The sequence below is a fragment of the Moorena sp. genome, assembly GCF_982860115.1.
Map to the genome: position 1 here is coordinate 1 of NZ_CEYLVT010000047.1, position 20,095 is coordinate 20,095.

The following is a 20,095-nucleotide window of genomic DNA, read 5'->3' on the forward strand; positions in this document are numbered from 1 at the left end:
CCCTGCTCCCTAAAACCCAGATATTTGTACCTCACAAGTCGTAGAATTGCTATATTAAAATATCTTACTAATCAAGTCTGGTAATTGATTACATATAGTAACCATCGCAGAACCACGAGGCAAAGCATCACCAATTCTCTTTAGCGTTTTCATAGACTTGTTGGCTATTTTCTTGAAAGCACTATCTTCAGATTTAGTTAAAGCAGAAGCGATATCTTCAATTTGTTCTAGGGCTTCTTCTTTGTCGTCTTTATCCAACTCTTCTTCTCTAACTGCGCTTTGCAGTTGACTGAGTAATTCCTTCAGTTGTTTTTTATCAGGCTCAGCATCAAAGCTAGGTAACTGGTTGATAGTATTGGTAAAGGGAGCAGTATTATCACCGAGAATAATCGAACCACCACCACTAGTTGTAACTTGAGCGTTTTCACCTATATTTATTTTGGGACTTTGATCGTTACTATTAGCCATTAGTTTAGAAGAACCTCCAGAAACTTGTTGTTGTGTTACATTAAAGACTAAGTTTGGATTATTGCTTGTCAACTGACTTGATTCCTTAATATATTCTTTATATTTGTTAAAATCTATTGTTATATCATCAAGTAAACTCAAAACATTCACCATCTGATAGCTTTCTTGACATTGAATGGTGTATTGCTGGTCTGCTATAAATTTTAGCAATGTTTCAAAGGGATAAAAGAATGGCGACTGACTGTCTTTACACTTATGACAATTACAAGGTATTAACTTACTGTACTTCAATCGCTTATAAGAATCATGTATTCTATCTAGTTCGTAAGCAACTATGGTTAATAATCCCCGCTTATCTCTACCAGCAACCCTAATCTTAATCTCCCGTTTAGCATAATATTCAATCACTTCCGCTTTGGTGTTATCTTTAGTTAAAATGACGCCACTTTTCCAAACGTATTTTTGTTGGTCAATATACTGATGCATCACCACAATCAAGCGAGTGATAATACCCTTGGGCATAAAATCCGGATAAGTGTAGCGTAAAATCAGATTGTGGGATGGATTCCAATCATAGTCTGGTTGGTTATCGCTGAGGAGTTGAGGCGCAATAAAGGTATCTTTGCAATCAGGAATTTCATAGCAAAGTTGGAATTTCTTCATTAGCTCTAGTAATTCTCCTCTGGTAGAGGCATACTTGTCGTCTTGCCAAATACCTTTTAAATCGTTGCGGGTAAACTTTCCTTTGTTATTAATAACGTCATGATTATCGAGCACTTTGTAAACCGCATCGGTACCCCATTCTGGTTTAAGAATGACTATTTTAGATAACAACGACTCTTCTTGATCCTGGAAATGAAGACATACCCCTAAATCGTGGAGATATCCGCTTAACTGTAATGCATCTTCCCGTTGAGTAAATCCATTGGTTTCACAAATATCTAGATATTCCTCAAGAGATATATAATTACGATAATTGTTTTCTAAAGCTTGACGAACGTTTACCCAAGTTTTGGGTAATTCTTGCCCGACGTGAGGTAAATTTTGGATGTAATATTTAATAGCAAGGATAATCTCTGGTAAGCCTCGGTTAGTTTTTATGTTAGTAGCAAGAGTGTCTTTGAGATTGGTAAACTGTCCTCGCAAAGCTCTTTCGTTAATTTCCCTTCGGCGGTCTTGTTTCTCGTTTTTAATAATCAACAGGGGGCTATTATCACTTAATTTTTCTACAATATTTAGCCAATAATAAAAATCCGTATCTTCTTTCCGACTATCTGCAACTAAAGTATAGAGAGAACGTTTACTTAAAAAAAACTGATGGGTAGCATGATAAATTTCTTGCCCGCCAAAATCCCAAATATTAACCTTAAATTCTCGTTTGTTATCTAGAGTAAAACTCCATTTGATAACATCAATGCCTTCCGTAGACAATTCAGTTTCTTGGAGTTTGTATTCGCGGTCTTCAATTTTCTTAGCTAAACTAGTCTTGCCTGCTCCGGCCTGGCCGACAATCAATAACTTAGCTTCATATATATAATCTTTTCCTTGTTCGCTTAATTGTCGAAAATATTGTTTAATTGCACCTACACCTCCACTGGCTACTTCTAGCGGTGGCTCAATTAGGGGATTATTCGCTAAATCTAGCTGGATTAAATTGGAGAGATTTCCTATGGTTTTTGGGAGGTTAGTTAGTTGATTACGCGATAAATCTATCTGGATTAAATTGGATAAATTTCCTATAGATTCTGGCAGGTATGTTAGTTGATTATTACTTATATATAGATTGGTTAAATTGGATAGCTTTCCCAGAAAATCTGGCAGGCATGTTAGTTGATTATTTGATAAATGTAGCGTGGTTAAATTGGATAGCTTTCCCAGATTATCCGGTAGATATGTTAGTTGATTTTGCCCTAAAAATAGCGTAGTTAAACTTGAAAAATTACCAATAAATTCCGGCAGGTGTGTTAGTTCAAGACCCCATGAATGTAGTTCGGTTAAATTGGAGAGACTTCCCAGAAAATCTGGCAGGTATGTTAGTTGATTATTACTTATATCTAGCTTGGTTAAATTGGATAGCTTCCCCAGAAAATCTGGCAGGTATGTTAGTTGATTATTACTTATATCTAGCTTGGTCAAATTGGATAGCTTCCCCAGAAAATCTGGCAGGTATGTTAGTTGATTATTCGATAAATGTAGCGTGGTTAAACTATAGAAATTACCCAAAAAATCTGGCAGGTGTTTTAGTTTATTATTACTTATATCTAGCGTGGTTAAATTGGATAGCTTTCCCAGAGATTCCGGCAGCTTTATTAGTTGATTTTGAGCTAAAAATAGCGTGGTCAAATTTGAAAAATTACCTATAAAGTCTGGCAGGTATGTTAGTTGATTACCCCATAAATATAGCTTGGTTAAATTGGATAGCTTCCCCAGAAAATCTGGCAGGTATGTTAGTTGATTATTACTTATATCTAGCGTCGTTAAATTCGATAAATTACCCAAAAAATTAGGTAATTTATTTATTTGATTACTCGATAAATTGAGTGTGGTTAACTTTTTAAAGTTAACCAAAAAATTAGGTAGATTATTTAGTTGATTATTCTCTAAATATAGCGTAGTTAAATTGGATAAATTTCCGAGCAATTCTGGTAGGTGTCTTAGTTGATTACTCGATAAATGTAGCGTAGTTAAATTGGATAAATTTCCGATAAAGTCTGGCAGGTGTGTTAGTTTATTTTGTCCTAAAAATAGCGTGGTTAAGTTAGATAGATTACCCAGAGATTCGGGGACATTGCTTATTTTATTTCCCCATAAATATAGCTTAGTTAAATTGGATAGGTTACCCAGATATTCCGGCAGTTTTGTTAGTTGATTTGACGATAAATCTAGCTCGCTTAGATTGGATAAATTAACAATAGAGTCTGGAATTATTTTTATTTTATTATGCCTTAATTTTAATACTTTAATTTGTTTGAGTTGAAAAACTTCTTCCGGAATTTTGGTCAATGCTTGGGATCCATCTTCATTACTCAAATCTAGTATTTCAAGGTTTTTTTCCCTGGCTTCTTTGATTTTTTCTCGGAAGCGTTTTGGAATACTATCTTCGCTCATATAGCAATTGTTATTTGGGTGAGTGACAAAGCTTATGGTTTTAAGGCAATAGGCTTTTAAGATAATCAGCCTGAAAAAATACTGTATCTCATCAGTACGATATACGCTATATTATCCATGACCCAACAAATCTATTTTAATGTTTCCTGTAGAAAAGTGATGTGGCATCACTAGTTAACTATAACAATAAGTATTTATACTCAAAAACCTTGGTGAAAGAATTTTCTTCTTTGATTCAGCAATGCAAAAAATCCGGTGTTGCATAAATGCAGGATGATTTGAATAGTTTTCTGGAATAGGCATCTTGGTGAAATTAGCATCTTAGTGGAATAGGCATCTTGCCTGTTACACCCAAATCAACCCACACCCCACACCCCACACCCCACGCCCCACACCCCACACTTACCTTGGTCAGATCCTCTAGGATGACAGATGAAGCAGGAAAGTCCTATCGTGATGAGTAAAGCTAGAGCTATACCCTTCCGGGATTAGTCTCGACAGTTGCGTAACCTGTAGATTCACTTTAAGCTAATTGTTCTTTGAGGCTGTACCGTGCCTAAATCTATTCCATTACTATCTATTCTTGTTGTCATGGGTTTGATGAGTTGGTCAGCACCAGTTGCTGGACAAGCACTGATTCCCTATACCCTAAAATTAGATTCAGATGAACTCGAACAGCAGGGCTTAACTCTGGCTCAGGAAGCCATTCAGTTAGTCCGCTTTCAACAATACGATCTGGCGCTGCCTAAGGCCAAGTTAGCCACTCAACTTGCCCCCAATACCTATCAAACCTGGTTTATCTTGGGAACTTTGTACGTACAGTCCCAGGAGTTGGATCAAGGCATTGAAGCCTTGCAAAAGTCTTACTCTCTGGCACCAGATGAAGCTGGGGTGCTGTTCACCTTGGGGTCAGCGTATTTCCAAAAAAGCGACTATAGAAAAGCGATCGCTCAGTTGAAAGCGGGATTAAAACTCAAGCCCGATGTGCCAGAAGCCCTGTTTGACTTGGGCAATTCTTACTATATGCTCAATCAGTATCCTGAAGCCATCGATGCTTACAACAAAGCTGTTGACCAAGACAAAAGCTTTTGGCCAGCCATCAACAACATTGGCTTGGTCAACTATGAACAAGGGGATGTGGACAGTGCCATTAAACAATGGGAAGCAGCCATAGGGATTGATAAAGAGGCGGCAGAACCTCAACTTGCGATCGCAGTGGCTCTGTATGCCCAAGGGGACCTCGAAAAGGCACTATCAATGGGAGAAGCGGCAATCCGCCTAGATAGCCGCTATGCTAACTTAGAGTTTCTTAAAGAAAACCTGTGGGGTAAGCGCCTGCTTTCTGAAACCAAAAAGTTTCTGGAAAATCCCAGAATCCAAGCCACCATTATCCAGAGTGAAGGTCTACCCTAAGCATCTCAAATCCACCTGTCATGGATGAGTCCTAAAAACAGTGCTTGATCGCCATCAATTGCCAATAGGGGAGGGATCGCAGCCAAAGATGGGCAATCATCTCAAGGGCGTTGGTTTAAGATTGGCAATTTTCAACAAAGGAATTTAATTGTCCTGGGGTAGTAGAGCCATGATTTGATCAACAAACTTTTGATGGTCAACAACAGGTTTGGAGATGTAGTCATCGGCACCACTTTGCTTAAGGAAATTTTCTCGATCTCCTTCCATCGCATGAGCAGTTACCAGAATAATGGGCAGTTTAGAGGTATCAGCATCAGCCTTAAGCATTTGGGTAATCTTAATGCCGTCTACTGATTTACCCTGATAAACACTATGAGCTAGGGAAACATCCATCAAAATAATGTCTGCCTCCCCAGCTTGGGCTATCTGCATTACTTCTTCTACATCTTCAGTATGCTTTACATTCAAACCGCCCCGCTTACTGAGAATCTTGGAAAAAACACGAGCATTAATCGGATCATCTTCGACAATCAGAACGGTTTTCATGGGTCTTGGATCAAGAGTGTCATTTTTGGCAAAAGTGTCATTTGATCATAAGTTTGACAGGGAATCGGTCATTTTGCTATTTCAAATGCAAGATGTCATCTTCTCAAGTCTACTTTCCCCACATCCGTGAGCTTACTAGTAATGTTCATCGGACTAATACAGGTGATAGGCTGCTTAATACCAGGGAAGCTGACGCTCCTGGAAAAAGCCTTCCCTAACTGCATCCAACCTTACATCCAAGTGTCTTGGGGACAGTGGGCACGGCTTTTAGGTGCGCTTGACCTATTAAGAATTAAATTCGCCACGGGTCGCACCTCTGGAAGCGAAGCTTCTAGCTGGGTTTTGCTTGAGCCTGTTTCTTTGAGTCATGCTCATAGGTTAGCTTGGCAAAACCCAACACTATCTTAAGGCGGGAAATCGGCTTTGGAACCAGAAGCTCACATTTTAGGGTGAGAAACGTGTATCTGTTTTCCTAGGTGCGCCCTTACTTGACGAATTTAATTCGCTCTTTGTGCTCACCTGATGCATCAATAGTCAGGCTCGTTAAGCTGGATGCTAGAGCAGATGGAAAGATCAAGGGGACTCCATATGGTGAAGAAGAAATTTTCTTCTCCTTATTTTTCCGATCCTTTCGAGTACCGTAGCCTTAACGAGCCTGCAATTTCCCTATACCCTAAACCCCGATCACCTTGTGGTCAATTCTGCATTGGAGGATTTTTGATGGCAAAACAGCTGAACCTACTGGAAAACAGTAATGTCATTCCCACAGCCCTGCATTTGGAGATGCAACGGTCATATCTTGAATATGCCATGAGTGTGATTGTGGGGCGTGCTTTACCTGATGTCCGTGATGGGCTTAAGCCCGTACATCGACGTATCCTATATGCGATGCACGAATTAGGGTTAACCCCAGATCGACCATACCGCAAATGTGCTCGTGTGGTTGGGGATGTGTTGGGTAAATATCACCCCCACGGTGACCAAGCGGTGTATGAAGCCATGGTGCGGTTAGTCCAGGACTTTTCGACCAGGTATCCCCTCCTGGACGGTCATGGCAATTTTGGTTCGGTGGATAATGATCCACCAGCAGCCATGCGTTACACCGAAACCCGACTTTCTCCGGTGGGGGCTCAAGCCCTATTGTCAGAAATTGGGGAAGCAACGGTTGATTTTATCGACAACTTTGATAGCTCCCAGCAAGAGCCAGTGGTACTCCCGGCACAATTACCAATCTTGCTGCTCAATGGTTGCTCTGGCATTGCTGTGGGCATGGCAACCAATATTCCTCCTCACAATTTGGTAGAGATAGTAGATGGCTTGATTGCTCTGATTGACCGTCCCGATTTAGCAGATGAAAAACTCTGGAAATTAATTCCCGGACCCGATTTTCCCACTGGGGGGGAAATTGTGGCAGCTGAGGGGATTCGGGATGCCTATACTACGGGTCGTGGCAGTATACCGATTCGAGGCATCACTAAGCTTGAAACCATTCAAGTCGGTCGAAAGAAACGGGTGCAGCGTAGGGCAATTGTAGTGAGTGAGTTGCCCTATCAGGTCCATAAGGCCGCCTGGATTGAAAAAGTGGCAGCGTTGGTCAATCAAGGGCGTATCGAAGGGATTAGCGATATCCGAGATGAAAGCGATCGCGAAGGGATGCGGGTGGTGGTGGAACTCAAACGAGATACTCAGCCATCAGCAGTTCTCCAGCAGTTGTATAAGCAAACCCCCCTGCAAACAAACTTTGGTGCTATCCTGCTGACCTTGGTAGATGGACAACCCCGACAACTTACCCTGCGGCAGTTGTTAGAATCATTTATTAGCTTCCGAGAACAGACTCTAACCCGCCAATATACCTATGAGCAATCCCAGAAAGAAAGACGTCTTCACCTGGTAGACGGGTTACTGGCTAGCCTGAATCAGCTGGATGCCATGATTGACATTCTAAGAAATGCTCCTGATGGTACCACTGCTAAGCTTTCCCTGCAAAACCAGTTAAACTTAAGTGAAATCCAGGCTGACGCAATTCTGGCCATGCCCATGCGACGGCTAACTGGCTTAGAACGAGAAAAGTTAGAGACCGAGCGTGAGGAACTTTCCCAGCGCCTAGCACAGCTGCAGCAATTACTCAATGATCGGCGGGAATTGCTCAAAGCCCTCAAGAAAGATTTGCGATCGCTTAAACGCAAGTACGGTGATCCTCGCCGTACCATAATAAACTCTATTGCTTCAACTGAAAAACAGCTAGAACAACCGACAGCTCCTCAACCCAGGAGTAAGAAATCTGCTCAACCCCAAAAAACTCCTGATACCCTACCTAATGCTCCAACTGAGCCAGAACAAACACTTCTAGAATTTACCTCTCACGGGTATGTACAGCGGCAAAGTGCCACAACACAGCCAAAATTACCCAAGTTAATTAAACAAGGGGAGGACTTTGTAGTTGAGGCTCAGCTGCTGCTCACCACACACGAATTAATGGTAATCACTGGTTCTGGCAAAGCCTACCCAGTCAAAATTAGAGATATTCCACCAGCAGCTGGACGCAAGCAGGGCATTCCCTTAGTAAAGTTGCTGCCAACTTCGGTTCAATCAGAAACAGTGGTGGCTCACTTTAGGGTGCCAGATGACGTAGAAAACTTCACCCTAGTGTTGCTGACTCACCAAGGTAAAATTAAGCGTGTATCAGTGTCTGAGTTGACAAAACTAACGAACCGTGGTATGTTGCTTACCAAGTTCAGAAATGAAGATCAGCTACTGTATGCCAACCTCTTTACTAATACAGCTGCACAAGTGGTGGTAGCAACTAGTAATGGACGGCTGTTGCGCTTTGAGATTAATGACAAACAGTTACCCATTATGGGACGCAGCGCTCTTGGTAATCAAGCCTTACGGCTAAAGGGTCAAGAAAAGCTGGTTGGCTGTGCTGTTCTAGGGGAAGAGGAAAACCTCTTACTGGTGTCTGAGCAGGGGTATGGAAAGCGCCTCCCCGTGCAGGCGATCAGGTTGGCTAATCGGGGAGACCTGGGAACTCAAGCGCTACAGTTTAAAACCGCTAAAGATAGTTTGGTCAGCATGGTCACCGATTCCATCGCCAATGAGGTCATGGTAGTCACTTCTTTTGGCGGTAAGCGTTTAGCGATGGAATCGGTGCCGATTTGGGGAAAAGATGGCACAGGGGATCCCATTGCCCAACTCAAGCCGGAGGAAAAAATCATCAGTGTTACTCCTCTGATTCAGGAGTTAACTGTTTAACTGGTTCAGTAGTTAACTGTTTAAGGCGATAGCCCACACTGTGAACGGTTTCAATCAAATCTCTGGGTGCGCCAGCTAATCTCAGTTTGCGCCTCAAACTTTTGATGTAAGCGTTGACCGTCTCCTCTTCGGGAGGGTTTTCAAAGGACCAGACGTGCTCGATAATTACACTGCGAGTCAGTACCCGCCGACCGTTACGCAGGAAAAACTCCAGTAAACTATACTCCTTACGGGTAAAGTGGATAGATTGGTGAGCATAGCTTACTTCATAGGTACTCGGGTCAAGACGCAAATCCCCCCACTTAAGCACTGGTGGTGCGATAGATTGACCTCGACGCAGCAGAGCCCGAATCCGAGCAAATAATTCTGGTAAGTCAACTGGCTTAACTAGATAATCATCAGCCCCTGCATCTAGACCCTTGACTTTATCATTAGTGGTATCGCGACCCGTCAACATTAAAATCGGCATTTGATTGCCTTGGGCTCGCAATTTTCGACAAACACCAAAGCCATCGAGCTTGGGCAAAGTCACATCTAGGACCATCAAGTCATAATCAAGCATTTGGGATTGCTGGCAAGCAATTTCGCCATTGGTAACCATATCCACCACATAACGTTGGTTGGTGAGGGCTTCGGATAAATTTTCAGCAAGGAGAATATCATCTTCCACTAACAAAATTTTCATTGAAGAAGTTTTTTTGTTAAAAATGACTGATAAGAGTACATAGGTAAAGTCTAAAAGACATTGGAGTGGCGATTCTACGTCAAGACTAACTTATGTTACTCTCGTTCCTCCAGTTTCTGGGTAGATCACCAAGATTTAAGTTGACAGTAGTCACAACCACTGTTCATAATTATCAGGTGGATAAACTTTAGCATTCAAAATAAACCCTTGGCTAACGTTGTTGTAATTGGTGCCCAGTGGGGCGATGAAGGAAAAGGCAAAATAACAGATCTGCTGAGTCGTTCAGCAGATGTAGTCGTCCGTTACCAGGGGGGCGTCAATGCTGGGCATACAGTTGTTGTTCAAGGTCAAACGTTTAAACTGCACCTGATACCTTCTGGAATTTTGTATCCGGATACAGAGTGTATTATTGGTTCCGGTACAGTTATTGACCCAGAAGTTTTAATTGCCGAACTTGACCAACTTGAAAAACTGGGCATTTCCACTAAAAATCTGCTGATTTCAAACATAGCCCATGTCACGATGCCTTATCATCGATTGATTGACCAAGCATCGGAAGAGCGCCGGGGTAGGCAGAGAATTGGTACCACGGGTCGTGGCATTGGTCCGACCTATGCGGATAAATCAGAGCGTGCTGGTATTCGGATCATTGACCTGATGGATCCGGAAGTATTGGTAGAGAAGTTAACCTGGACGATTAATTATAAGAACGCTATTTTAGATAAGCTCTATAATCTAGCGCCGTTAGACCCAGCTGTTGTGATCAAGCAATACCAGGAGTATGCTGAACGGCTAAGCTCTTATGTGGTCGATAGTTCCTTGAAGATTTATGAGGCGATTGAGCAAAAACGCAATATTCTGTTTGAAGGCGCTCAAGGGACACTGCTAGATTTAGATCATGGCACCTACCCTTATGTCACCTCTTCCAATCCAGTGGCTGGCGGAGCTTGTGTGGGTGCTGGTGTAGGACCGACAATGATTGATCGGGTGATTGGTGTGGCAAAAGCTTACACAACCCGAGTCGGAGAAGGACCGTTTCCCACAGAGATCCACACTCGAGAAGGAGAGTTACTTTGTGAGCTAGGATCAGAATTTGGGACAACCACCGGTCGCCGCCGCCGTTGTGGCTGGTTTGATGCCGTCATTGGTCGCTATGCTGTTCGGATTAATGGTCTTGACTGTCTAGCAATCACCAAACTGGATGTACTCGATACCTTTGAAGAAATTAAGGTGTGCGTCGCCTATGACATTGACGGTAAAATCAGTCGGGAATTTCCTAGCAGTACTAGCGTGTTTTCCCGATGCCAGCCCGTTTACAAAACCCTATCCGGTTGGCAAACATCTACTTCTGAATGTCGGTCTTTAGAGGATTTACCCACCGAAGCCTTGGATTATCTTAAATTCCTGGCAGAACTGATGAAAGTTCCTATTGCTGTGGTTTCCTTAGGAGCCAGCCGCGACCAGACAATTATTGTGGAAGACCCAATCCACGGTCCAAAGCGAGCACTATTGGATGCTAGCGGTACACCGATAACTTCGGGAGTTTGAGGTGGTCAGGGTGTTAGGGCCTCAAGGCGTCAGTCGGAGAGTTTGAATGTCACTAGTTTCCGATTCGATTCAACACCCTGACTCACCATTGAGGTCAGCACCCCCCTCGGTGGCGGAATCGACCGGTAGCTGACCAGTAATGGCCATTAAATTGGCTACGTTATCTCGAATAGTTAAAGTCCTAGCGATGAATGTTACTGTAGAATGTCAAAAGCGACCAGAAGGTAGTAAGCCGAGAGCCTTACGCCGTTCTGGCTTGATTCCCACCGTGCTTTACGGTCACAATGGTGCAGAATCTGTATCCCTAACTATGACGGCTAAAGCAGCAGAAGATTTGCTTAAAACAGCCTCGGTTAATAATACCCTGATAGACCTCTCTATTCCTGACCTTTCCTGGAATGGTCCTGTGCTCCTGCGGGAGATACAATCTCATCCTTGGAAAAATTCCCTTTACCACCTCAGTTTTTTCTCGGTGGCTTCTCAAAATAAAGTAGAGGTTGTTGTACCTCTGAAGCTAGTGGGAGAAGCCGTGGGAGTTAAGCAAGGTGGAATTTTGCAGCAAAGGCTTACAACAGTAAAAGTGCAATGTCCCCCAGATAAAATTCCCGAAACCATTGATATTGATATATCAAATTTGGAACAGGGTAAGATGTTCTACATTAACGAGTTAGTCTTGCCAGAAGGGATCCAGGTTATAGATGATCCTAAATTGAGTGTTCTTGCTATCACGTCTAAATAAAGCGTTGCAGAATACAGGTAAGCATTAAGCTGTTCGCCTAGCGTGAGCTGAATGCTTACCTTAAATCCTATTTTGTTAATTGGCGATTGAGCACTGAAAATTTTGACTGAGAATTTTAAATTGATGAATAATAGTCCATCATAAGTATTGAACCGAAAACAATATCATTACTTTATACAGCAATGATAGAGCAATGATAGCTTGGTTATAGTTGTCTGATGAAGCCAGGGCAGAGTTAAATTTCCCTGGCTTTTTTGTGAATGATTAGTCGGATTGGAAGAAAATGACAGAAAACTCTCAACAGTCAAAACCTATTGATGTCTTTGGTGTCGGAAATGCTTTAGTCGATATTCTCGCACTAGTGGATGATGATTTTATCCGGGAACATGACCTGAATCGAGGGGCAATGACTTTGATGGATGCCCAAAAGCAGGGTATGATTCTACAAAATCTTGAGCATGTTTCTCTGGAACTGAGCTCAGGAGGCTCCGCTGCTAATACTATGATTGCGATCGCTCAAAGTGGTGGTAAAGGCTTCTATTCCGGTAAGGTCTCTAGAGATACCAATGGGGAATTTTACCGAAAAGACTTATTGAAGGCAGGGATTGACTTTGATGTGCATCCAGCTGAGCTATCTAGTGGTCCAACTGGTACCTGTGTGGTTCTAACTACCCCTGATGCTGAGCGTACTATGTGTACTCATCTGGGAGTGTCTACTACTTTGGCTCCTACTGATATTGATGTAGAACGACTCAGCCAATGCAAATATAGCTACGTTGAGGGCTATCTCTGGACGGGGGATGACACTCGTAAAGCTTGTATTGAGGCGATGGAACAGTCCAAGCTTAAAGGAGTAAAGAGTGCTTTTACCTTTTCCGACTTCTTTCTAGTAGAGAATTTTGCTGATGATTTCCGTAACTTGATTACAGATTATTGTAATGTGGTCTTCTGTAACGCGGCAGAAGCACGCCACTTCTGTGGAGTGGAATCCTTGTCTGATTGTGCTAGTAAAATAGGCGAGTTAGTAGATACAGCTTTTATCACTGATGGCCCTAATGGTTGTTTAGTGGTGGAAAATAAAACAATTTTCGAGGTGCCTGGATTCTCAGCTAAGGCCGTGGATACCGTAGGAGCTGGTGATGCCTTTGCCGGTGGTGTGTTGTTTGGAATTACCAATGGTTTGACCACTAAACAAGCGGCACGTTGGGGAAACTATTTTGCTTCAAAAGTAGTACAAACTTATGGTCCACGTCTGGAGGGATCTCAGGCTGAATCTGTCAAGGAAGTTGTTGGTAGCGATTAAGCTATTTTGTAGAGCAGTTTTCTATTGGGTGAGGTGTAGCGGCATTAAAGTTAGAACATTGATACAAGCAGCATAAGCTGTTTTAGTCAACGTTTAGGTGCGACCCTTGGGTCGCACCTTTGCCTCTTGCCAATGCCATTGCGCGTAGCGCTATACCGATACAAATTATTTACAATAATCACAACCTGCCCATCTCCCGCAGATTCTTAATATCTTGTTCAAAATCTTCTACACCATAATGAACTGGGATTTTACGGCTTGCTAGTAGATGTTGAAAAGCAATACGATTCATCCCAGCAAATCGACTGGCTTGAGCAAGGGTAAGTTTTTCTTTCTGAAACAGCAAAACGGCAATTTCTTGCTTCATTTCAGCTTCAGTCATTCGAGTCGCGGAGAGAAGTTCATCAGTGATAACAATACTCATCGCTACAGTTTTATTGATTATCTTTATGCTAAGGATGTTTAGATCTTTTAGATTGGGTTGAGCCAAGGAAACCCAAGGACTCAAGACTATACTAATTTACTTCCTGCATCGCTGCTGAGAATGTCTGGAGTTTAGACTAAGTCGCTACCTTAATATGCGTTCGCGTAGCGGAAAGCGGTAGGATCGATTGCAATCAAACGGTCGGCTGCACGGCGTTGTTGTGCTGCTCGTGCCAACGAGGTTGTCTCAAGGGGCTTGAAATTATTTGCCTGCCACTTTCAGTTTGCCTCCGTCGCACATCATCACAAATTGCTTGTAAGTCGTAGTTGAAAAACTTGGCATGTTCTTCAGGTGCGACCCGTGGCGAATTTAATTCGCCAACGGAAAGCGCACCTATAGAATTTTGTGGATTTCTTCAATAATTTCATCGAAATTTATCTGGTCAAGGGTCGCTGTTTCAATGACCAGGATGCCATCCTTGTTTTGTAGGTGAGGATTTTGCTGAGTGTATTCAGTAGAGATAGTTATTGAACTAACAGATTGCTGCTTGAGGCTACTGATTTTCTCAATCAGGGTTTCGAGGATGAACTGTTCAGGGGAGATGCCAAGGCTTGTAGAAATTTGTTCTATTTCTTGTTGCAGTTCAGGGGAAAGGTTCATGGGAACGCCTTGGGTAGGAATACCCTTAGTCTATCGTCTAATCCAATCTGGAAAGGAACCTTAGGCAGCATTTTGAGCTAACTGCTTCAATATCTTCTCAACCTCTCGTGGGTTGCGAACTCCCAGAAACCCTATCTCCTCACTCCGTTGATGTCCATGATTGTCTTTCCATCGTCGAATTGTGATCACCAAATCACCCGAGCCATCTGCTCTCTCTTTCCGATATATATCTTTTAGTTGATCGGGTAAGTAGCTTCTGATAGTAGTTGTAGACCAACCGCCTTGAATAGAGATAGCTCGTTTATCTGTAATCAAGTACACTGTTTTTCGTGCTGCTTGCCATACCCATAGGGGACTAGACAGCATCCCAAAACCAATGAGGACGAAAGGTAAACCAAAAAGGGCAAGAAGTTTGAACCCTAATGCGCCCCACATCCAAAATATGGCAAAGCTCGTCCAAGGAATCCCGAACAAAACACTTCCGATAGAAGATGCTGTAAAAAAACGAGGTATAGGCTGCTCGATCCATCTTATATATTCTCGGTGTTCAAGCTCGTTATCTATTTTTCTGCGGAGTTCTTTCGGTATTTTTAAGTTAGTTACCATCAGGAGTGTCTTTGCTTCCTCGAAACCTGTATACGAGCAATCGAAGCACTAACTATGGACTAGATCTGCTTAGAATTAAAAACATTAGGAAATCTCGAAATCCAGGAGAATCAAGTGTTGGCTAAACGCCATCACTATTTAATAATGAATCTACCTGGAAACGAGAAAAGATATAGGAATAGTTTAATCTAATTATATCTCATAATCAGGGATTTTGACAGCAATTGGTTACCAAGAAATAAATTGAGGTGATAATCATGGTACTGGTTTAGCGCTTCTGTTGGCAAAAGCCTATGGCTTTACCACTAAAGGGACCAAATACCAAGATGGTAAGATTAGTTTATTATCTTCTGTCTGATTAAAGTAGTTTGGATCTAAAAGAACGTCTAATCACCCACCTAGGTCAGATAGTACGCGGACGCGATCCGTATATCGCATCTGGGGGACATTTCTATGTCCAGGAGTACATCCGCGAAGAATTAGAACAGTGGGGAAGCGTTGAAATTCACGAGTTTCAGGTGTCGAGGAAAACCCATTATAATCTGATTCTGAATCTACCAGGAAAAGAGGCGAGACCACAACAGTTTGCTCCGATTTTAATTGGCGCTCACTATGATGCGGTACCTGGAAGCCCAGGAGCAGATGATAATGCTACCGGTGTAGTGGTGCTCTTGGAGTTAGCTAGAGCCTTTGCCACTCAAGCGCCTACACACCCAGTCCGACTAGTAGCATTTGATATGGAAGAGTATGGATTGCTCGGAAGTGCTGCCTATGCTGCCTATTTAAAAGAACAACAGCAACCCTTGCGGTTAATGCTGTCTTTGGAAATGTTAGGGTATTGCGATCGCACTCCCAATTCCCAAACCTACCCACCAGGACTAAAGTATTTTTACCCCAATCAGGGGGATTTCATTGCCTTAGTCGGAAACTTGCCAACAATCCTTGATTTTAGGCATTTAGCTCGCCGTATCCGCCAAGCTGGGATCCCTTGTCAGTGCTTACCAGTACCCTCACGAGGGGAAATGGTTCCTCAGACCAGACTCAGTGACCACGCTCCATTTTGGGACCAAGGTTATCGAGCATTGATGGTAACCGATACAGCATTTCTGCGCAATCCCCATTACCATCAACCAAGCGATCGCATTGATACCCTAGATTTAGATTTTATGACTGGTGTCTGTCGCGGCTTAATCGCTGGTGTTGGAAATCTTGTGTAGGGGAATCGGGAATCGGGAATCGGGAATCGGGAAGAAGTCTTGAAAACTACTTCTTCCCGATGTTCCCTAAATACCCAGAACTATGTACTTAACAAAATCCCAAACCGCTATAAGAGGATTAATCACCAATTGGGTTAGCATCTCCGACAAACCTCAACAAGTCTGTCATAGTAAATGTTCCTGGTTTTTCAGAAGGAAGTATTGGCGTCCACTGGGAGCAACGGGATAAAAATGAGTTGCGATCGCCTTCGATAAGACCAACAAAAACTTCAGCCAAAATACGGCTTCCTACATCGCCCAAACGCACTGAGTTACCTTGGATTTGGGCTTCTTTGAGGATATAGTACCACAAGGGGGACTTAACATCAAAACCAAACTGGGCGGCAACATTGCCATCTTGGCCTGTGGAAATATCTTCCTTACTCAAGGGCTGGAATCCCATGCAGCGAGCCACATCTTGACCAGCGGGCAAGCCAAGGTTACGACCACGCAACAGATTTCTCACCGCTAGGGAATTAGGTGGTGGAACATTAGGCAAATTCTTGAGGGGGTCAACTAGAAATGGATCAAGTTGGCGGCTCAAGTTAACCGGTACATTAGCATCGATCGGGAAGAAGCGACGCCAGTCAATTATCCAATCACTGGGAATTGGAACAATTTGACCGGATTGAGCAGTGAATAAGAACAGCAGTTGTAAGGTTGCAGGAGTTACCCCACCAGGACGAGATGTAAACACTCGGTTGTAGTCATAATCCGCACGAATCATGCTGTGTCCGAGACGATAAGCTGCTACAGAGAACTCCACAGGCATGAACGGCTCCTGACCAAACTTGAAGAAGCGCCGACCGCCAATAAGAACTTCTTTTAGCTGCTTCTGGTCAATGACGCGAGACAAGAAGTCGAACAGTACAATCCACTGATAGTGCCAAACTACCAATTCTCGGGCTGCCTCAAAGGTAGACTTGCCCATGATAGAGTCTGATTGAATGCTGCCATCACGGATGCCCTCAACTATCTTGTTGTGAAACTTCAGGAAAGCTAGATGGGTCTGGGCAACAATTAAATTTTCATCATTACGGGGGTCACCAATGATGGCCAGAGTACTAGGAGAACGAGGCAGATCGTTGGGCAGTTCTGTGGGAATAGAGGGATCGCCACCACCAGGTTGTTGGTTGGTTTTGCCAATTAAAAACAGATCTGAGTCATCGATTTGGTAGAGATAGGGTTGAACCTCAGGACCAGAACCATACATACTATCAAGATCCAGCTTTGGCGTGCGAAAATTTTTCACCGCCAAGGGGTCAACCATCATATCTCCGAGAGCAGTGGTATCGAAGGTAATGTCATGATCGATGAATTGACCCAAATAAGTGTAACCAGCAGGTACATTGATATTATCGCCCTTGGGATTATTAGGCTCAGTATCAGTCATGGCGTTCCCCAGCTGAGTCAAACCCTCTTCTGAAGGGGTGAAAGCAGGTAGATTAGGAAACATTCTGCCAAACTTACCTGTGGGGGCAAATTCACTGGGGGGTTGATGCTCACCCTTACGAGGGCCAAATCCATGGCGTCTTAACATAATTAAGCTGCTTTTATCCCTGTTTTTGTGGTTTATATATCCACTATGAGCTAGCCAACGGATTAATAACAGTACCCTTGAGGGTGAATTTTTTGGCAAAGATATGTTGTATAGTGCTACGCGCAAGTCAGACGTCAGAACTCAGTCTAAATAAGGTGGGCAGTGCATCAAACCGACCAGATAACCTCGGCTTTGGGCGTTAGTACAGCAACTAGTTCCCATGGATAAGGTCTAAACTGGGTTGTTAATGACTGCTATATCAGTGCCTGTTTCATCGTAATCATCCACTAAAACCATTAGGAGCAACTTATGAGCGTTGTGGCTGCCAGAAAATATCCTGATAAACTAGTTTTTGCCTCCGACAGCATTCGGCTGTCAGGATACCTCAAGCAAACTCACCGGGTAACTGGGGATGAGTGGGGCAAGCTATTTGAAATCAATAACATGATTATTGGCGGCGTGGGATATACCATGGAATTGAGTTTCATGCAAATATTTGCCAGAAACCATTCTCCAGCCGCTCCTACCGTTGAGGCTGTTCTCGATTTTATTGTGGAATTTTATAGTTGGGCAAAGGATAAAGACGATACCTTTGGTCGCAGAAATGAATATTTGCTAGCAGTAGAACAGGAGATTTTTTGTATCAGTGATGGCTATCTCGTAGATAAAATTAATGAATTTGGTGCCATTGGTGCTGGACAAGATTATGCTCTGACCGCAATGTATTTAGATAAAACCCCTGAAGAAGCGGTAGAGATTGCTAATGAGCTTTGTGTGTATTGCTCTCCTCCGATTAATGTGATTACTAAGGAAATCAGCGACATCTGACTTGGGTATAGTGCTGAGTACTAAGCTTTTTTGACGGTTGACGGTTGACAGTTGACTGTAAACCAGACCATGTAAACCAGACTTAGTACCCAGCAATCAATACTCAGCTTAATCCTCTTTGGATTTAGTAAGTCCTAAGCCATATTCTTCACTATACCGTTCCATAAAACGCATGAAACGATCCCACTGTTCTGGAGATTTCATTATGTAAGTTGCTTCTATACTCATTGGTTCACCATTAACAAATGTGCCCTTAACGTTACTGGTAGACATCTCACCTTCTTCGTCAATCATGTACATTCCGGTGATCTCTATCTTAGAGTCTATATCGTATGCTTTAGGCTTGTTAAAATAAAAGGTTGCACTGCCAGTCTGACCAGTTGTCGAGCGAGTCAAACGTACGTCGGCGACAACTTCTTCTTTGATGCCTCTAGAGAACTGAATTTCAACCATACTATAAGTCCAATTAAGAAAATATTAAGAATCTTTACACCACTATCTTCTCATCCAAGCTGCCATAAATCGCAAAAAATTTTAACTGATGCCTGAACTGATGCCTGAAGGTTTCCCTAAGTTAGCTCCATAGGAATGGCAAAAATAATCAAACTTTAGCCTAACCAGTGGGAAAATTGGATTAGACTGATACCGTTTCGGCAAACCGATTTAAGCAATCACTAGATCATACATGGGTAAACAGCGCGTTCTATCTGGAGTTCAACCAACTGGCAATCTTCACCTGGGTAACTATCTTGGAGCTATCCGCAACTGGGTCGAAGGTCAAAGTGAGTATGATAATCTATTTTGTGTAGTTGATTTACATGCTATTACTGTACCCCATAACCCAGCCACTCTAGCAGAAGATACCTTAAGCATTGCTGCCCTCTACTTAGCCTGCGGGATTGATTTAGAATGCTCTACTATCTTCGTACAATCCCATATCCCTGCCCACAGTGAACTAGCTTGGCTGCTCAACTGCATTACCCCTCTTAACTGGCTAGAGCGAATGATCCAGTTCAAGGAAAAAGCAGTGAAACAAGGGGAAAATGTCAGTACTGGCTTACTGGACTACCCAGTGTTGATGGCAGCGGATATTTTACTTTATGATGCCGATAAAGTGCCAGTGGGAGAGGACCAAAAGCAACACATCGAACTGACTCGTAATATCGCTATCCGAGTTAATGACAAGTTTGGCAGTCAGGAGAAACTTGTGCTAAAGTTGCCAGAGCCTATGATCCGGCAAACGGGTGCTCGTGTCATGAGTCTCACTGATGGCAGGCGCAAAATGTCTAAGTCTGATCCATCCGAGTTGAGCAGGATTAACGTGCTTGACTCCCCTGAGGAGATCCAAAAGAAAATCAAGCGCTGTAAAACTGACCCAATTAGAGGCTTATGGTTTGATGATCCAGAACGCCCGGAATGTGATAATCTACTAACGTTGTATACCCTGCTTTCTGGGAAAACAAAGGAAGAGGTGGCTACAGAATGTAAGGCTATGGGTTGGGGCAAATTCAAGCCCTTACTCACAGAGGTAACCATTGAAGCGCTCAAGCCGATTCAACAGAAGTATCACGATGTGAGGTCAGAGCAGGGCTATCTTGAGGGCGTGTTGCGAGAGGGGCGACAAAAAGCGGAAGCGATCGCAAACCAGACCTTGTCCAGGGTGAAAACTGCATTAGGGTTCATTGCTGTAACCTAATTCCTGGAGATAAGTAAATACTA

At 43.0% G+C, this 20,095-nt stretch carries 17 protein-coding genes; 9 read left to right on the top strand and 8 right to left on the bottom strand.

Features of this window, described 5'->3' with window-relative positions; genetic code table 11:
- Window positions 1-54 precede the first annotated feature (54 nt).
- A complete protein-coding gene (locus tag AC4II3_RS10685) occupies window positions 55-3,576 on the bottom strand; it encodes a leucine-rich repeat domain-containing protein (RefSeq protein ID WP_488016527.1) in 3,522 nt (1,173 codons plus the stop codon).
- A 552-nt stretch (window positions 3,577-4,128) separates the two neighbouring features.
- Between AC4II3_RS10685 and AC4II3_RS10690 the strand changes: the two genes are divergently transcribed.
- The gene (locus AC4II3_RS10690) at window positions 4,129-4,989 is read left to right on the top strand and encodes a tetratricopeptide repeat protein (protein ID WP_488029274.1); all 861 of its coding nucleotides are present in this window, start codon (window positions 4,129-4,131) and stop codon (window positions 4,987-4,989) included.
- 144 nt (window positions 4,990-5,133) lie between these two features.
- Here the strand turns inward: AC4II3_RS10690 and AC4II3_RS10695 are convergent, their stop codons facing one another.
- A complete protein-coding gene (locus AC4II3_RS10695; RefSeq protein ID WP_488029275.1) occupies window positions 5,134-5,535 on the bottom strand; it encodes a response regulator in 402 nt (133 codons plus the stop codon).
- Window positions 5,536-5,676: 141 nt separating this feature from the next.
- On the opposite strand from AC4II3_RS10695, the gene AC4II3_RS10700 reads away from it, so the two are divergent.
- Both AC4II3_RS10700 and AC4II3_RS10705 read left to right on the top strand, forming a co-directional pair.
- Window positions 5,677-5,943 carry a hypothetical protein gene (locus tag AC4II3_RS10700; RefSeq protein ID WP_488029276.1) on the top strand — a complete coding sequence of 89 codons (267 nt, stop codon included), beginning with the start codon at window positions 5,677-5,679 and terminating at the stop codon, window positions 5,941-5,943.
- Window positions 5,944-6,255: 312 nt separating this feature from the next.
- Window positions 6,256-8,787 carry a DNA gyrase/topoisomerase IV subunit A gene (locus AC4II3_RS10705; protein WP_488008444.1) on the top strand — a complete coding sequence of 844 codons (2,532 nt, stop codon included), beginning with the start codon at window positions 6,256-6,258 and terminating at the stop codon, window positions 8,785-8,787.
- On the opposite strand, the gene AC4II3_RS10710 is transcribed toward AC4II3_RS10705, so the two are convergent.
- On the bottom strand, window positions 8,756-9,472 hold the full coding sequence (locus AC4II3_RS10710; RefSeq protein ID WP_488008442.1) for a response regulator transcription factor: 717 nt from the start codon (window positions 9,470-9,472) through the stop codon (window positions 8,756-8,758). The two genes, AC4II3_RS10705 and AC4II3_RS10710, sit on opposite strands and share 32 nt — an antisense overlap.
- Window positions 9,473-9,679: 207 nt before the next feature.
- Between AC4II3_RS10710 and AC4II3_RS10715 the strand changes: the two genes are divergently transcribed.
- From AC4II3_RS10715 to AC4II3_RS10725, 3 genes are all read left to right on the top strand, one after another.
- Window positions 9,680-11,020: an adenylosuccinate synthase gene (locus AC4II3_RS10715; RefSeq protein WP_488008440.1), complete on the top strand. Its 1,341-nt coding sequence runs from the start codon at window positions 9,680-9,682 to the stop codon at window positions 11,018-11,020.
- 187 nt (window positions 11,021-11,207) lie between these two features.
- Window positions 11,208-11,759: a 50S ribosomal protein L25/general stress protein Ctc gene (locus tag AC4II3_RS10720; protein WP_488008448.1), complete on the top strand. Its 552-nt coding sequence runs from the start codon at window positions 11,208-11,210 to the stop codon at window positions 11,757-11,759.
- A 283-nt stretch (window positions 11,760-12,042) separates the two neighbouring features.
- Window positions 12,043-13,062 (top strand): adenosine kinase, encoded by a 1,020-nt coding sequence (locus AC4II3_RS10725; protein WP_488008438.1) that lies wholly within the window; start codon window positions 12,043-12,045, stop codon window positions 13,060-13,062.
- 178 nt (window positions 13,063-13,240) lie between these two features.
- Here AC4II3_RS10725 and AC4II3_RS10730 read toward each other — a convergent pair whose 3' ends face one another.
- The 3 genes from AC4II3_RS10730 to AC4II3_RS10740 all read right to left on the bottom strand — a co-directional run bounded on the left by AC4II3_RS10730 (window position 13,241) and on the right by AC4II3_RS10740 (window position 14,752).
- On the bottom strand, window positions 13,241-13,486 hold the full coding sequence (locus tag AC4II3_RS10730; protein WP_488008436.1) for a UPF0175 family protein: 246 nt from the start codon (window positions 13,484-13,486) through the stop codon (window positions 13,241-13,243).
- A gap of 393 nt (window positions 13,487-13,879) precedes the next feature.
- Complete coding sequence (locus tag AC4II3_RS10735; RefSeq protein ID WP_488008434.1) at window positions 13,880-14,146, bottom strand: hypothetical protein; 267 nt, start codon at window positions 14,144-14,146, stop codon at window positions 13,880-13,882.
- A 60-nt stretch (window positions 14,147-14,206) separates the two neighbouring features.
- Window positions 14,207-14,752: a hypothetical protein gene (locus AC4II3_RS10740; protein WP_488008432.1), complete on the bottom strand. Its 546-nt coding sequence runs from the start codon at window positions 14,750-14,752 to the stop codon at window positions 14,207-14,209.
- A 368-nt stretch (window positions 14,753-15,120) separates the two neighbouring features.
- On the opposite strand from AC4II3_RS10740, the gene AC4II3_RS10745 reads away from it, so the two are divergent.
- Complete coding sequence (locus tag AC4II3_RS10745) at window positions 15,121-15,969, top strand: M20/M25/M40 family metallo-hydrolase (protein WP_488008430.1); 849 nt, start codon at window positions 15,121-15,123, stop codon at window positions 15,967-15,969.
- Window positions 15,970-16,087: 118 nt separating this feature from the next.
- Here the strand turns inward: AC4II3_RS10745 and AC4II3_RS10750 are convergent, their stop codons facing one another.
- The gene (locus AC4II3_RS10750) at window positions 16,088-17,548 is read right to left on the bottom strand and encodes a peroxidase family protein (RefSeq protein ID WP_488008428.1); all 1,461 of its coding nucleotides are present in this window, start codon (window positions 17,546-17,548) and stop codon (window positions 16,088-16,090) included.
- A 309-nt stretch (window positions 17,549-17,857) separates the two neighbouring features.
- Between AC4II3_RS10750 and AC4II3_RS10755 the strand changes: the two genes are divergently transcribed.
- On the top strand, window positions 17,858-18,376 hold the full coding sequence (locus AC4II3_RS10755) for a hypothetical protein (RefSeq protein ID WP_488008426.1): 519 nt from the start codon (window positions 17,858-17,860) through the stop codon (window positions 18,374-18,376).
- A 108-nt stretch (window positions 18,377-18,484) separates the two neighbouring features.
- On the opposite strand, the gene psb28 is transcribed toward AC4II3_RS10755, so the two are convergent.
- Entirely contained in the window at window positions 18,485-18,829 is a 345-nt protein-coding gene (gene psb28, locus AC4II3_RS10760; RefSeq protein WP_488008424.1) for a photosystem II reaction center protein Psb28, read from the bottom strand.
- 232 nt (window positions 18,830-19,061) lie between these two features.
- Here psb28 and trpS point away from each other — a divergent pair, with 232 nt between their 5' ends.
- Entirely contained in the window at window positions 19,062-20,072 is a 1,011-nt protein-coding gene (gene trpS, locus AC4II3_RS10765) for a tryptophan--tRNA ligase (RefSeq protein WP_488008422.1), read from the top strand.
- Window positions 20,073-20,095: the final 23 nt, after the last annotated feature.